A 15582-nucleotide genomic window follows, 5' to 3' on the forward strand; every position below is an offset into this window, starting at 1 on the left:
AAAATGGCACAATTACAACAATTATTACCTTTTTTACTTATCATCGTGGTAATGTACTTTATGATGATAAGGCCACAACAAAAAAAGGCCAAGCTTGAAAAAGCATTTGAAAGCGGTTTAAAAACCGGCGACAAGATTATTACTAAAAGCGGTATTCACGGTAAGATATCAGAACTTTATGAAGATACCGTAATTATAGAAACTATGGCGGGTAAACTAAAGTTAGAGCGTTCGGCAATATCTTTAGACCTGAGCCAAAAACTTAATGCTCCTGCTAAAACTGCATAAGCATATACATGCACAAATTTTAAAAATGCCCTGTCGAAAGACAGGGCATTTTTTGTATAAATTTTTTCTATAGAAATTGCAAATGAAGTCGGGAATGTTTATCGATTTTTTAATGATGCAAATCGGATAAATATACCGATCGGTATAAAATGGAATTTAGCCAAACTGGCATCATAAAAATATACCGAACGGTATATAATGAGTCTTACAAATTACGTTTAGGGGTAAAACAGATAGTAGTAAGTCTCCTTTTTGAGATGTATTTTGTAGCGTAACTCGAAATCCAAAAGTGAAATATTAAGCACTTTTTGATGAAAAGTGTGTAAAACAAAAACGCCCCATTAAGGGGCGTAGTAGTGTAAGTAAAAGTGAGATTATATTTTAAATATTCCTCCAAATGTAATGATGCGTTCTAAGAACATAAAGTGCTGCGAAGCCCTGTCTATACCGGCATATGTGGTGCGGACATCGGGCATGTTGATGTAGCCGCCTTTAAGTTCACCCTGAATGAAGTAATGCTTAAAAAAGGTAAGGTTGATACCTGCTTTTGCAGAGACCCCAAAACCCGAAATATGGAACTCATCATGGCGCTGTTTGCCCATAAGCGTAGTGTTTGTGCGGGGATACAGCACTCCGCCACCTACGCCTTCGGTTATATTAAGCTGAAAAATATCCGAATTATTGGCTACTTTGCAGAGCTTTAAAAGGTCGTCTACACGGGCAATTTCCAGGTTAACATAGTTAAGCCCATCGGTATGTTCGTACTCTAAAAAATCTTTTGTAAGTTGCTTAGGCACATTGTTATAGATGCCATTAAACACCGCTCCAGACTGGTCCTGTGGCAAATCAATATAACCATTCATGTTAGCAAACTGGTCAGTAGTCATTACATATTTCATGTGGTCAAAACCTATCGAAATATTGTAATGGTCTGATATAAAGTATCCTACCCTAAAATTAGTTTGCGGTATTGTCATGCGGGTTGGGTTAACATAATCTATGGTCCAACCTTTAGGTTTGTCCTGGGCTTTTACATCGTGTAATGTAAAGTTGTAGCCGTCTCCGCTAAAATTTATATCTGATTTTGAGTAGGATTCACGGTTTCCACCGTAATAGATATAGAATTTTCCTTTATTGTGTGCTGTATATTTTTCAGGCTCTGTTACCGCATCTTGTGCGAAGGCGTACTGTGAAAAAATAATAAAAGTTAGTAGAACCTTTGCTAAAGGCTTGATCATTAGATAATTTGTGTATGCGTATTATTAAAATTGATTGATGGTTTTTCTAATGGCAGTCAACTTCTCCATAAGGCCTTCAAAGTAGTTAAGGTGCAGCATGTTAGCGCCATCGCTCTTAGCATTTGCAGGGTCAAAATGGGTTTCTATAAAAATACCGTCGGCGCCGGTTACAATACCTGCCTTGGCAATGGTTTCTATCATATCGGGCCTTCCGCCGGTAACACCCGCGAGCTGATTAGGCTGTTGTAATGAGTGTGTTACATCAAGCACGGTAGTTGCAAACTCCCTCATGGTAGGGATGCCCCTAAAATCTACGATCATGTCCTGGTAGCCAAACATAGTGCCCCTGTCGGTAACCATTACATTCTCATTATTGCTATCTAATACCTTTTGCACAGCATGTTTCATACTCTCCGGGCTCATAAACTGGCCTTTTTTAAGGTTAACCGTACGGCCTGTTTGGGCAGCAGCCACAACAAGGTCGGTCTGCCTAACTAAAAACGCCGGAATTTGCAGTACATCAACATATTGCGCAGCCATATCGGCATCCTGTTCGGTATGAATATCCGTAACTGTAGGAACGCCAAACGTTTCCGATACTTTTCTAAGTACCTTAAGCGCCTTCTCATCGCCAATACCGCTAAAACTGTCAATACGTGAGCGGTTTGCCTTTTTAAACGAGCCTTTAAAGACGTAAGGTATTTGCAGCCTGTCGGTTACCTTTACAATTGTTTCAGCAATACGCAGCGCCATTTCTTCTCCTTCAATGGCACATGGGCCTGCAAGAAGGAAAAAGTTGCCGCTATCTGTATTTTTTATCTGGGGGATATTTTGTAAGTTCATACTTATATTTTAGAAATATTTTGCAAAGATAAAAAGAAAAAGCCTTGCTGTAACACAAGGCTTAGTATCATTTTGTATAGTAACATTGCACTTATTTTTTAATGCCAAACCCTATAGGTGCCAATATATTACCTTTTTCGTAAAGATTTATATAAATACGCTTAGGTTCGGTAAGGCCATCCCATTTTACCTCATAAATATCTAAAATCCCGGCACCCATATCGGTACGTTTAGAAGGGAACGGGCAGCAGCTATCTACCTTATTATAAGTAAGTTTTTCGCCATCAGGGCCGCTTAAAGCCCCAAAGTAACGCTTAACATTTATCTCAGCACTTTGGTAGGGCATGAACCCAAGATTAATAGGGTAATCCTGGTCAAAGCCATAATTTTTATCGCTGCTGGTCTCTGTAATAACAAAGTTTTTTTCTTTGGTAAGTGCCGGCATAACAGCGTTATCGTCAATGTTTTTGATGGTATTGCGCGTGCTGGTACAGGCAATTACGGCAAGCACAAGAAAGGGCAGAAGCAGGTATTTTTTCATAGCGGTGGTTAATTGTAAAGCAAAGTTAGTAATTTTTAGGGAACGCCGATAACACGGATTCAGCGGATTATCGTATCCGTGTAATCCGCGTGCCATTTATTTATATTTTTGTACCAAAATAAAAATCACCATGTTTAACATTTATGGTACCTGGCCCTGGTATATCTCGGGCTTTTTAATAGGCACAGTAATGCTTTTGCTTATATTTTTTGGTAAAAACTTTGGCATGTCAAGCAATTTGCGCACTATGTGCAGCATAATGGGAGCGGGCAAAACCGCAGAGTTTTTCAGGTTTGACTGGAAAGCCCAGCGTTGGAACCTTACCGTTGTGTTTGGCGCAATGATAGGCGGCTGGCTCGCAGTTACATTTTTAACCGACCCCACTAAAGCCGATACCGTTGTGCTTAACCCACAAACAATTACCGAACTGCACCAGCTTAACATAGATGAGCCCAACGGCAAGCTTTTACCGGATGCCCTAACGAGCGCTGAAGCCTTAAAAGACACTAAAATACTGGCGATATTGCTTATTGGCGGTGTATTGGTAGGTTTTGGTACACGTTACGCCGGTGGGTGCACTTCAGGCCACGCAATCAGTGGGTTGAGCAACCTGCAACTGCCATCACTTATTGCGGTTATCGGCTTTTTTATTGGTGGACTGATCATGTCGTGGCTGCTATTGCCACTAATTTTTTAATTACAGAAGATGAAATTCATAAAATATTTACTGGTAGGCGTTCTTTTCGGGGTAGTGCTTACAAAATCAGAAGCCGTGTCATGGTACCGTATTTACGAGATGTTCCACTTTCAGTCGTTCCATATGTTTGGCATAATAATGACTGCCGTTGTGGTGGGAGTTATTGGTATACAGATATTTAAACGTGGCAAAATTAAAAATATTCATGGCGAACCAATTACCATTGCCGATAAAGATAAGGGCTTTACCAACTACTTTGTGGGTGGATTGCTTTTTGGCTTAGGATGGGGACTTATTGGCACCTGCCCTGGGCCAATTTTTATATTGATAGGCGCAGGATTTTGGGGTGTGGGAGTAATATTATTAGGCTCTTTAGTAGGAACTTACCTGTACGGATTGCTTAGAAACAAGCTCCCTCATTAATGGAAACTAAAAGTACTGACTGGCTTAAACTTGCCTGTATCATTATACTTGCCATTATATTTTTTGCCAGTGCAGCACAGGCGGCTTCATTGCTGTTTATGTTTGGGCTACTTCCGCAGGATGACGGTTTTTTAGGTACCGTGCGCTCTATTTGCAGCGGCATCTTAGGTTTGATGATCGCCTTGGCACTCACAAGCTTAATTGCCATATTTTTACATTCAACCCGTTATTTTTACTATGTTTTTGCCTTAGCGGTTTTGTTTGGATTAGGTATCGCTTTGTATTAAAGTTAAAACAAATAGAGCCGCAATATGCGGCTCTATTTTCTTGATAAACTAACTAAACTTGAATGAAAAAATCCTTAATTGGAGTATACTTTTATATAATCAATTACATATTCCTGCGGGAAGATGCTGTTATCTACCTCCATACCACCAAAATAACCACCTACAGCGCAGTTTAGCAGAAAGTAATAGGGTTGGTTAAATGGCCATACTTTAGGGTCGCTTTTGTCTACCGGAGCAAAGCTATGTACCTCTTTATCATCTACATAAAAGATAATCTTGTCTTTAGTCCAATTTACTCCAAACGTGTGGAAACCTTCCTCTAAATTCTTGAATTCCGTTTTTTCCCCATTGGCATGCTCGCCATGTGTCTCAGTAGTGTGTAAAGTAGCATAGGCCATATGTGGTTCACGGCCAACATATTCCATAATATCAATTTCACCTGCTAAAGGCCAGCCCACTTTATCTATGTTGCCGCCCAGCATCCAGAATGCGGGCCATATGCCTTTACCCGTAGGCAGCTTAAGGCGCGCCTCCATATAGCCGTATTTAAATTCTTTTTTACTCTCAGTAGTTATGCGGGTACTGGTATAGGTATCGCCTTCTTTTTTGGTGGTGATGGTTAAAAAACCACCTTCCACCTTATGGTTTGTTTTGGTATAGGTCTGTTTTTCAGCGTTTCCAAAACCGCAATTATTGGGGCAGCCATTGCCAAGCTCAAAATTCCACACCTTTTCGTTAAGGGCTTTACCATCAAAGTTCTCTTCCCAGATGAGCTTGCCTTTTTTAACCTGGGCAGTGCCAATAACGCCTGTAAGTAACAGTAATACAGATAGTTTGTTCATAGTTTGATATGTTAATTGGTGTAGCCGAAGGACGCCTCTAATGTTGCTGAAGAGTTCCCGCCTACATACACTTTAAAGTCGCCCGGTTCGGCTTCCCATTTGTTATTTGCTGTATAAAATTCAATCGTTTTTTCGTTTATTGCAAAGGTAATGGTTTTGGTTTGTCCCGCCTTTATTTCAGTAAGCTCAAAATCTTTAAGCTCCCGTACAGGCCGCGTTACCGACCCGATAAGATCGCGCAAATACAACTGCACTACCTCTTTACCATCAACCTTACTGCTGTTTGTAACATCTACACTAACCGATACTTTGCCGCCCTTGCCAAAGCTGTTGCTGCTCACTTTCAGGTTACTGTATTCAAATTTAGAATAGCTAAGGCCGTAGCCAAAAGGGTAGAGGGCACCATCCTGAACATCAATATAATGCGACCAAAAAACGCTTTCGGTAGGCTGCCCGTTGCCCGGCCTGCCCGTACTTTTATGGTTGTAATATAAAGGCTCCTGACCTACATTGCGTGGAAAGCTCATAGGTAACTTGCCGCTTGGGTTATAATCACCATACAGCACCTGTGCAATAGCATTACCGCTTTGTGTGCCCAGCTGCCAGGCCTCTACAATAGCCGGAATGTTTTGTGCCGCCCACGGTATGGTTAACGGCCGGCCGTTGTTAAGTACCAGCACAATATTAGGGTTGGCTTTGTAAACGGTTTCCAGCAATTCCTGCTGAACGCCCGGCAGGTTAAGGTCGCTGCGGCTGCGGCCTTCGCCGGTTTGCAAGCCGTGTTCACCTAAAACCATAATAACCACATCAGCTGACTTTGCGGCATTTACAGCTTCGGAAAAACCGCTTTTATCGGTCATGTTAATTTTGGTTTCACTGCCAAAGACCACCTTGCCTAAAGCGACATCAGCCCCTTTTGAGTAGGTAATGGCGTTGCCCGGATATTTTTTTAAACCCTCCAATACGGTTACCGCAGTGCCGTCATCGGCTGCGATGCGCCAGCTGCCAAGCGGACTCGTTTTATCATCGGCTAATGCACCGATAACCGCTATTTTTTGCCCTGTTTTCTTTAACGGAAGCAGGTTCTTTTCGTTTTTAAGCAGCACGATAGATTTTTTTGCCACATCCAGCACACCATCGTGAAACTCCTTTTTGCCAATGGTTTGCTTTTCGCGGGCTTCGTTGCAATATTTATACGGATCATCAAACAGGCCAAGCATAAATTTTACACGCAGTATGCGGCGTACGGCATCATCTACTTTATCCTGAGATACTTTTCCTTCGCGTACCAGTGCCGCAAGGTGCTCTACATATCCGTAGGATTCCATATCCATATCGCTGCCGGCATTGGCAGCATACATAGCTGCCTCTTTCATGTCTTTAGCATACCCATGCGGAATCATCTCTCCCATAGAGCCCCAATCGCTCACAACAAAGCCTTTAAAGCCCCATTCGCCTTTAAGTAGCTGCCTTTGCAAGAAAGCATTGCCCGTTGCGGGGATGCCCTCCAGCTCGTTAAATGAGTTCATAAAGGTTAATGCACCTGCATCAGACGCAGCTTTAAACGGAGGCAGTATTATATTATGAAGTGTGTTATTGCTAACCTCCACTGTGTTATAGTCTTTTCCTGCTTCGGCAAAAGAATAGCCTGCAAAGTGCTTTACGCACGCTGCCACGCTAAACTCGCCTAAATTTCCCTGGAAACCCTTAACCCGTGCCTCGGCAATGCGGCTGTTAAGGTAGGTATCTTCGCCAGCGCCTTCCATCACGCGGCCCCAGCGTGCATCACGGCTTACATCTACCATAGGGGAAAATGTCCAGTTAAGGCCGCTTGCTGCCGCTTCTGCTGCGGCAATTTGTGCAGATCTTTCTATGGCCTCCAAGTCCCAGCTTGCCGCTTCGGCAAGAGGTATGGGGCTAATGGTTTTAAACCCGTGGATAACATCAAAACCAAAAATAACCGGTATGCCCAGCCTGGTTTCCTCTACGGCAATTTTTTGCAGAGCCTTTACATCTTTTACCCCTTTAACATTAAGCATAGAGCCTACCCAGCCTTTTTTAAGATGCTCATATTTTAAGGCAGCCGCACCCTCTTTTGGCACAGGGCCGGTAACTTCCCAAAAGCCGTTATACTGGTTCATCTGGCCCACTTTTTCCTCAAGGGTCATTAGTGCCAGTACGCTGTCTACTTTGCGGTCTAAGGGCAGTTGTGTGCTTTTTACGGCAACGTTATTCTGTTTTGTAGCGCTACATCCCATGGCAACAGCAAGGCATGCTGCAAGTATGTATTTTGGTAAAGTGTATTTCATTGGCTATTTTTTAGTAAAAAACCAGCAAGCAGGGAGGTTACGTGTGTGGTAACCTCCCGATACTGACTGGAAATAGTGAAATTGGATAGATGTTATTGGAAAAGGAAAAAATATTATTGGTAAACGCGAACGTAATCTACCTCCATGGCGCTTTGTACAAAATTCTCGTCGATGGTTCCACCCATGTTACCGCCCATGGCAACGTTAAATATCAGGAAGTAATCCCAGTTAAAATACGGGTGCTGAGGGCCGTTTATAAACGTTTTGTATGCCGGTGCACCATCAATAGACCAGGTAATGGAGTTAGGGCTCCAGATAAGCGTATATACGTGCCAATCTGTTGGGTTATCGATGTTTGTAGTGGTTGAATTTGCACTACCGCCAAAGTTACCCGGGTAATGCAGTGTACCGTGCATGGTATTTGTACCAAGCCATGGCGCGTACTCCATCATATCGATCTCGCCACAGGCAGGCCACGGAGTAGTGGCATAATTAGAACCCAGCATCCATAACGCAGGCCATGTACCCACACCAGATGTTAGTTTTGCTTTGATTTCTACCCTGCCATAGGTAAAGTCGAATTTATTATGCGTTTTTATACGTGCAGATGTGTAGTGGAACGGACCACCCGGTACATTGGTTACTTCTTCTTTTTTAGCAGTTATAAATAACGAACCGCCTTGTACCACAGCATTTTCTGCTTTATAGTATTGTTTTTCCTGATTACCCCAACCATTGTTGTTACCAAATTCCGGTGTCCAGTTGGCAGGGTTAGGAGGGCCATCTATATCAAATTCATCAGCCCAAAAAAGTGTATTATACTGAGGATCCGGCGTACCGTTAGGGTCTACCGTTGTAAAAGTATGGTACCAGGCAAGGCCCTCGTTACCACCCATAACTGCCCTAACTACCATGCGGGTTGCAGTAATCTCTAAGATCTCATACGTGTCAGCGCCAATATAATAGCCCATAAAACCATTATTGGTAAATTTCATTTGAATACCGGTGGTAAACTGTTCCGGTACAAACGATTCGGCCGGGCCTAATAAAACAGTATGATCTTGTGTAGTATCATAAGGCAGGCAATAATCTTCATTTTGCGCTTCAACAAGGTAAGTAAAGTCTTTGTTAAAGAATGTTTTACCACCGTTATCAAGATTAAATTTGATGATATCGTTTTGAAGTGTAAATGTAAGTTTGTTGTCGTAGAGGCAGCTGCTGGTTTCGGAAGCTGCTTTTTCGTTAGGCTGCGCCGAGTACCACTCAGGCCAGTAATTATTGCCGGTAGGGGTGTTAGGCCCTACACCAAGGTGTCCCTGTTCACTTTGTGCCCAGTACCATACTTTGCTGCTGTTATTTGTTAATAGCTGTGTAGTAACAGGATCGTTAAAGATGCTCAACAGGTCTTCTATATAAATGCTTCCTGTAGTGGTAGCACCGCCTTTACCCGTTGCTAATACCGCAACTGTATAGCTGTGTACGCCATTATCAGAAAAACGTTTTGTAATAAGCCCCTGCCCGTTAGCATCAATACTACCGTCAGGGTATACAAATTTATAGGTCATAGCACCATCTGCCTTAGCATGAAGCACAACCTGGCCACTACCATTACCGTTAGGGTTTGCATCATCCTTGCCCACGATTTCGTAGCTTGTTACCAAACCTGTAGGTGCATTGATATCGCCAAAGCTTTTATCATCATCCTGACAACTACTTGCCAGTACAAGCAGCAACAGGAACTTTCCTAATTTCTTAAAATTCTCTTTCATAGTTTTTAATTTGTAAGTTGTATATCATCAAAGTAATACATATCATCTGTGCCTAAAACACCGGCATTAAAAAACAGGGTAATGGTTTTATAACCGTTGGCATTGTTAATATCGCTAAAATCAAATGTTAGCTCTTCCCATTGGTTAGCAACAGTAGTGGTGGTTGATTTTTCGATGTTATTTGCCTCAACGCCGTTCTCAAACTTAAAGATAACCGGCAGGCCTGCTATGGGGCTGTACACCTTCATTTTTACGATATGGTTTGATGAAAAATCAATTGCACTGGTAAACGTTTTGTATGATCCTGCCCATTGCTGGCCGCCAACAGGCTTAAACATCCTCATTACTTTATTGCTGGTGTTGATTCCGCCCGGTGCAGGGTTATTTTCTACCGATGTTGCAGCACCAAGAAAATCGTTAAACGTATAATCAGTACCGGCATTTTCAAAAGTCATAGGGAACATAGAGTTTGTTGCCCCTGCCGACTGCGTGATCTCATCAAAATAATAGGTTTCGCCTCCGCCTGTAACCCCAAAGTTACAGAACACAATTACGTTAGAATAGGCTTGCGCTGCATTGGCCCCACTAAAGTTATAAGTTAGTTCCTCCCATTGGTTGGCAACGGTTGTAACAGCTTGTACCTCATGGTTAATGGTTGCATCGGCAAGGTTTTCTAACTTAAGAAGAAATACCGTACCGGCTGCAGGGCTCCATACCTTCATTTTAAATACCGGCATCGCGCCAATGTTGGTAATAGGGTTATCTAATGTTAGTAATGAACCTGCCCACGTTTCGGCACCTGCATTTTTTACCTGCATTGCTACTTTTGAGCTGGTGTTTATGCCACCGGAGTTAGGGTTGTCTACAACCGTGCTTATGGCATTACCAAAGTTACCAAAGGTATAGCTAAGCGTTTGGTCTTCAAAAGTTATAGGCAACACCATAGGGTTAGATATAGTGACCGTCTCGGTTTGTGTAGATGTTGCCACACCACCGCTATAGGCTACTACTGTAACAGTATATGTGCCTGGTGCTGTATACGTGTGTGATACCGTAGTACCCTCATTAAACTGAACCGGAGCTGCTGCATTATCATCACCGTACCAAACTTCAAAAAATGTTTCATAATCAGCTGTAGCGGTAACGTTTATTAAAAAAGGGTTGCCTACTACATTAGTTACCGTAACTTCAAGGTTTTCCGGAGCGATAAAAGCAACGGTTAGGGGTAGGATAGCCTCGGTAGTTTTGCCATTAATGTTAGTAGCAATAATGCGCACATCATAAGTACCTTCCGGATAAACGTGGGTTGTTTTTTCACCCAGGCCAAGTGCAACAGGCTCTGCTGTGCCGTCGCCATAATACAGTTCGTAGCTTATTACGCCTTCGCCGTTGGGGCTTATAGTAACCGTACCCGTATTATCCTGTGTTATTGTAAATAGCGCCGAAAGGTTTTTTGGAGCCTCGCCATTCTCTACAAAGGAGATATCTCCATCATCTCCCTGGCATCCGGCCATAAGGCCAATAAAAAGGATACCTATTAAATATTTAATGTTTTTCATAGTTGTAATTTTTTAATAGCCAATGTTTTGTGTCCAGTTACCGTTAGAGAACTGCATTTCTTCGTAAGGGATAGGGAAAACCTCATTTTTACCTGCTGTAAAGCCTGTTATTTCGGCAGCAGCCCTTCCTGTCCTTACAAGATCAAAGAAACGGTGGCCTTCGCCTACAAGTTCCCTTCTCCTTTCAAGTTCTATAGCCGAGAACAATGCAGCCCCTGATGCACTAATGTTATGGGTTGCGTTGCCAAAAGCACGCTCCCTTACCATGTTTAAGTATAATAATGCCTTAGCATCATCGCCGGTTTTAGCAAAAGCTTCTGATGCCATAAGCAATACGTCAGCATAGCGTATAGACCTGTAATTGTTAGGGTTGGTAAGGTTAACATCCTGTAAGTTAGCATCGCCCACACGCGGTATATATTTGCGGTTAAAGTAACCGGTGTGCTGATAGCCTTGTCCATACTGTACACCGGCACCATTGTTCCAGTCGGTATTTGCATCGGCAAACGCCTGTATGTTAAGTATAGCGATATCCCTGCGCAAGTCGCTTTCCTCAAAAGCATCATATGCTTCCTGTACCGGTACATTAAAGCTGTAACCCGACTCAAATAACGGCCCGTTAAAGCCCCTTGGCCCGTTAAAGCCCACTGCCACGTTACCTTCGCTACACTGTAAACAGTCAAAGCTTCCACCTTCAGCATCAGTATATTGTATTTCAAATACCGACTCTGAATTGTTCTCGTTATTATTCTCAAAAATGGTACTGTAATCCTGTACTAAAGTATACGTATTGCTTTGTATTACAGTTTCGAGCATGGCAGCTGCCTGTGCAAATTTCTCGGGATGTGTTGCAGTACCTACCTGAGCGCCTGTGCCTGTAGTAGCCCAATATAAGTAAGCTTTACCAAGCAATGCCCTTGCCGCACCCACCGTCACACGGCCATTAGCCTGTGCGCCTGTAGGCAGGTTATCTATAGCGTATAAAAGATCGGCCTCTATAGAAGCGTAAACCTCCTCTGGTGTAGATCGTGGTATGGATGTTTCATCGCCAACTTCAAAACGAACATCGCCTTTCATTGGAATGCCGCCAAACCATTTTACAAGCTCAAAGTGAAAATAAGCCCTTAAAAAACGGGTTTGTGCGATTATTTGTTCCCTGCCTTCAAAATCGGTCTTATCCTGAAATTCCATTATATAATTTGCCCTGCTCACACCGGCAAACATCCAGTTCCACACATCACGCAGGTTAGGGTTAACCTGGGTATGGTTCATATCATCTACCTGATGGAAACCGGGAGTATCCGTAGCACTCTCGCCACCTGCAAGGGTATTATCTGATGCAATTTCGCCTAACATTACATTTACATAGCTGGATTGCAAAACATCATATACGCCTATAAGGGCTTTTTCGTAATCGTCTTTAGAGTTAAAGTAGTTCTCACCGCTGATAGAATATACAGGGTCGCGCTCTACAAAATCGTCTCCGCACGACACGGATAATGTTATTATACTAAATACTGCTATAGCTGCTATTATATTCTTTTTCATTGTACTTAAAATTAAAAATTAATGTTTGCCCCAACCATATACGTTCTTGGCACAGGGTAAAAACCGTAGTCTACACCGCTGCCCACAGGAGCACCCGATGATGCACCGGGATCATAACCCATATATTTAGTAAATGTGTATAAGTTGTTTACACCAACATAAATCCTGGCCCTTGTAAAAAAGCTTCCTATAAGCTCCGGCTTGATAGAGTAGCCTAACTGAACGTTCTGGATCCTGCAGTACGAAGCATCCTCCACAAAATACGAAGAGAACACATTGTTGTTTGTAGCACCTGTAGTTACCCTTGGTACGCTATTGCTGGTGCCTTCGCCCGTCCAGCGGTCAAGTACGTAGTTAAGGCGGTTACCGTTGGGTACAGTCCTTTCGTAATTTCTAACCATATCGTTGCCCAATGATGCAAAAACATAAGTGGTAAAGTCAAAGCTTTTGTAGTTAAGGGTTAAGTTAAAGCCCATAGTAGCATTAGGTATTGGGTTGCCTATATCGGTTTTATCAAGAGCTGTTATCATTCCGTCGCCGTTAACATCCTTAAAGCGGATATCTCCCGGTGAAACTGACGTACTGCCTAACCCTGATTGTATAGGGGCAGCATCAATCTCAGCCTGGTTCTGGAAGATGCCTTCCATCTGGTAGCCGTAAAAGTAGCCCATAGGCTTGCCAATTTCCATCCTCGATGAGGTTTCGGCAAGGCCAAAATTGCCACCCGGTACAAAACCGGTACCGTTATTAACCGCTGTTACCTCGTTATTAATAAAGGTTACATTGTAGTTTACATCTATAGAGAAGTTATCTGAAAGGTTATCTTTGTAACCAAGCGCCAGCTCTAAACCTGAGTTTCTTACCGTACCTGCATTTGCCGTAGGAGAGCTTGCTCCGGGTGCATTTGTGCCAATAATCCCCGATACCGGTATACGCTGGATTAACAGGTCTTTACGGGTATCTATAAAGTAATCGGCAACAAAGGTTAGTTTGTCATTAAGCATGTTCATATCAAGGCCCACATCAAATTTTTGGGCTTCCTCCCATTTAAGGTTAGGGTTAGCTACCTGGCCTGTAGCGGTACCTTGTGTAATGGCATTATCAAAAACATAAACTGCCTCGCCGCCAAGTAAAGAAAGGTAGCCATTGTTAGGTATCTGGTCGTTACCAAGGGTACCGTAGCTGGCCCTAAGCTTTAAAAGTGATATTTTGGCTGAATCGCCAAAGAACGATTCGTCAGATATGATCCATCCACCGGTAACCGACGGAAAATAACCCACACGGTTGTTAGGGCCAAACTTGGTTGAGGCATCACGCCTTATCATACCCGATAGCAAATAACGGCCTTTGTAGTCGTACTGTACCCTTGCAAATTGTGATATCCTTCTTTCATCATAACCATAAGAACTGTTTGTCTTTGCATCGCTCAAGCCGTTTGCAAGTCCTATGTCGGCAAATTCCCAGGAGTTGTTAGGTACATCAAAACCTGTAGCATACAATCCGTTACCCCATTCTTTGTAAATAGTGGTACCAACAGTGGCAGTTATATTATGGTTTTCGGCAAATGTTTTATTGTAAACCGCGAAAAGGTCAAACGTGTAGCTGTTATCATTAACAGCACCTTGTGTAACACTGCTGCGGGTTACATTGTATATTTTCCCCGTACCGTAGTCTAACTGCTTGGCAAACGTTCTTGATTTGCTGTTAGCTGAGTTAAAGCCTATTCGGCCGGTTACGGTTAATCCTTTAATTACATTATAATCAAGCCCAAAAGACCCGTTTAGTTTTTTGAAGTTATAATTGTTATACGTGTTTTCTATTTGGGCTAATGGGTTAATGATTTCGTTACCATAACCTACAGTAGCAGGAACAAGTGTTAGCTGCCCCGTCTCAGCATCGTATGGTGTTAACACCGCCGGCACGTTAAGTGCATTAAATAACACCGAACCTAAGGCATTTTCGTTAAGCGACCTGCGATCAAACTGGGTAAAAATTACGTTGGCATTCATTTTAAGCTTATCGGTAATATCTGCCCCAAGCGCCATACGGGCTGTATTCCTAAGAAAATCGGCCTTATCGCCACCTACAATACCATCCTGATCTAAGCGCGATGCGCCTACCGAATAAGTAATTTTTTCAGATCCGCCGCTTACGGTTATATCATGGTTAATAACGGGTACCGATTTACCAAAAACTTCATTTTGCCAATCTGTTCCTTTACCCAAGCCTGAAAGATTAGGGTAGGGAAGCGGCTGTCCGCCATTGGCATAGCTTTCGTTCAGTAACGCGCCATATTCTGTAGCATTGAGCGTAGGTAATTTTCTTGTAGTTTCCTGGAAACCACTGTACACATTATATGATACCTGTGGTTTTTGGTTTTTACGGCCTTTTTTAGTAGTTACCAATATAATACCGTTAGCACCCAGTGTACCGTAAATGGCTGCCTGCGCATCTTTAAGTACGGTAATGGTTTCTATATCAGCTGGGTTTAAAAGTCCAAGTTCGCCTTGGTAGCCGTCTATAATAGCAACAGGATCGGCAGTACCATTGGTACCAATACCTCTTATCCTAATGCTTAGGCCCGCACCCGGTGCACCTGATTGGGTTGTTACATTAACCCCAGATACAGTACCCTGCAATGCCTGTTCTACTTTAAAGGGCCTTAACTTTTCTAATGTGGCAGCGCTCACAGTACTTACTGCGCCTGTAACTTCTTTTTTGCGTTGGCTGCCGTAACCTATTACCACAACTTCATCAAGCGTTTTAGCACTTTCTTTAAGAGATACGGTAATGTTTTCGGGGTTAGTAATTACTTTTTCAAAGTTCTCAAAGCCTATGTAGCTAAATACAACTGTAGCACCTGTGGGAACGGTTAGGGTGTAATTTCCATCGAGGTCGGTTGTGGTGCCTAAAGTTGAATTTTTTACAGCCACATTAACGCCGGGTATAGGCAATCCGGTTACGGCTTCTTTTACTTGTCCGCTAATCTCTACATCCTGCGCAAAGCAAAATGTGGACATTAGCATAAAAGCAATCCAAAATAATTTTGACTTCATATAAATAAATGGTTTTTGTGATTTTATAAAATTAAACCACTTTATATTGCTGTCATTAAAATATACCTCTACAAAAAATATACAATCTGCAAATAATGGCTTAAAAACTCTAATGTTAGCTTTTAAGCCAGTGTTAACAGGATTTTAAGAAATTTTAAGGCTGTGTTATGCTTTAGCGAAAA

The 15582-nt window shown here is 42.6% G+C and carries 13 protein-coding genes; 4 read left to right on the forward strand and 9 right to left on the reverse strand.

What is annotated here, in order from left to right; genetic code table 11:
- Positions 1 to 3 precede the first annotated feature (3 nt).
- Positions 4 to 288: a preprotein translocase subunit YajC gene (gene yajC, locus FMM05_RS14310; protein WP_143374076.1), complete on the forward strand. Its 285-nt coding sequence runs from the start codon at positions 4 to 6 to the stop codon at positions 286 to 288.
- A 374-nt stretch (positions 289 to 662) separates the two neighbouring features.
- Here yajC and FMM05_RS14315 read toward each other — a convergent pair whose 3' ends face one another.
- The 3 genes from FMM05_RS14315 to FMM05_RS14325 form a co-directional block, all read right to left on the reverse strand.
- Complete coding sequence (locus tag FMM05_RS14315; RefSeq protein WP_143374077.1) at positions 663 to 1526, reverse strand: hypothetical protein; 864 nt, start codon at positions 1524 to 1526, stop codon at positions 663 to 665.
- A 24-nt stretch (positions 1527 to 1550) separates the two neighbouring features.
- Entirely contained in the window at positions 1551 to 2369 is an 819-nt protein-coding gene (gene kdsA / locus FMM05_RS14320; RefSeq protein ID WP_143374078.1) for a 3-deoxy-8-phosphooctulonate synthase, read from the reverse strand.
- 91 nt (positions 2370 to 2460) lie between these two features.
- Positions 2461 to 2910, reverse strand: a complete 450-nt coding sequence (locus FMM05_RS14325) for a 2-dehydro-3-deoxyphosphooctonate aldolase (protein WP_143374079.1) — start codon at positions 2908 to 2910, stop codon at positions 2461 to 2463.
- Between the two features lie 130 nt (positions 2911 to 3040).
- Here FMM05_RS14325 and FMM05_RS14330 point away from each other — a divergent pair, with 130 nt between their 5' ends.
- The 3 genes from FMM05_RS14330 to FMM05_RS14340 are packed head-to-tail and all read left to right on the forward strand — an operon-like array spanning position 3041 to position 4317.
- On the forward strand, positions 3041 to 3607 hold the full coding sequence (locus FMM05_RS14330; protein ID WP_143374080.1) for a YeeE/YedE family protein: 567 nt from the start codon (positions 3041 to 3043) through the stop codon (positions 3605 to 3607).
- A gap of 9 nt (positions 3608 to 3616) precedes the next feature.
- The gene (locus tag FMM05_RS14335) at positions 3617 to 4030 is read left to right on the forward strand and encodes a DUF6691 family protein (RefSeq protein WP_143374081.1); all 414 of its coding nucleotides are present in this window, start codon (positions 3617 to 3619) and stop codon (positions 4028 to 4030) included.
- Entirely contained in the window at positions 4030 to 4317 is a 288-nt protein-coding gene (locus FMM05_RS14340; protein WP_143374082.1) for a hypothetical protein, read from the forward strand. The genes FMM05_RS14335 and FMM05_RS14340 overlap by 1 nt, the downstream gene beginning before the upstream one ends.
- A gap of 74 nt (positions 4318 to 4391) precedes the next feature.
- Here FMM05_RS14340 and FMM05_RS14345 read toward each other — a convergent pair whose 3' ends face one another.
- The 6 genes from FMM05_RS14345 to FMM05_RS14370 all read right to left on the reverse strand — a co-directional run bounded on the left by FMM05_RS14345 (position 4392) and on the right by FMM05_RS14370 (position 15400).
- Positions 4392 to 5159, reverse strand: coding sequence for a glycoside hydrolase family 16 protein (locus tag FMM05_RS14345; RefSeq protein WP_143374083.1), 768 nt, complete (start codon positions 5157 to 5159; stop codon positions 4392 to 4394).
- 11 nt (positions 5160 to 5170) lie between these two features.
- Positions 5171 to 7468: a beta-glucosidase BglX gene (bglX, locus tag FMM05_RS14350; protein ID WP_143374084.1), complete on the reverse strand. Its 2298-nt coding sequence runs from the start codon at positions 7466 to 7468 to the stop codon at positions 5171 to 5173.
- Between the two features lie 113 nt (positions 7469 to 7581).
- Entirely contained in the window at positions 7582 to 9237 is a 1656-nt protein-coding gene (locus FMM05_RS14355) for a glycoside hydrolase family 16 protein (RefSeq protein ID WP_143374085.1), read from the reverse strand.
- A gap of 5 nt (positions 9238 to 9242) precedes the next feature.
- Positions 9243 to 10796: a PKD domain-containing protein gene (locus FMM05_RS14360; RefSeq protein ID WP_143374086.1), complete on the reverse strand. Its 1554-nt coding sequence runs from the start codon at positions 10794 to 10796 to the stop codon at positions 9243 to 9245.
- A gap of 12 nt (positions 10797 to 10808) precedes the next feature.
- Complete coding sequence (locus FMM05_RS14365) at positions 10809 to 12344, reverse strand: RagB/SusD family nutrient uptake outer membrane protein (RefSeq protein ID WP_143374087.1); 1536 nt, start codon at positions 12342 to 12344, stop codon at positions 10809 to 10811.
- Between the two features lie 11 nt (positions 12345 to 12355).
- Positions 12356 to 15400 carry a SusC/RagA family TonB-linked outer membrane protein gene (locus tag FMM05_RS14370; RefSeq protein ID WP_143374088.1) on the reverse strand — a complete coding sequence of 1015 codons (3045 nt, stop codon included), beginning with the start codon at positions 15398 to 15400 and terminating at the stop codon, positions 12356 to 12358.
- Positions 15401 to 15582: the final 182 nt, after the last annotated feature.

This window comes from Flavobacterium zepuense, from assembly GCF_007097145.1.
GTDB classification, from domain to species: Bacteria; Bacteroidota; Bacteroidia; order Flavobacteriales; family Flavobacteriaceae; genus Flavobacterium; species Flavobacterium zepuense.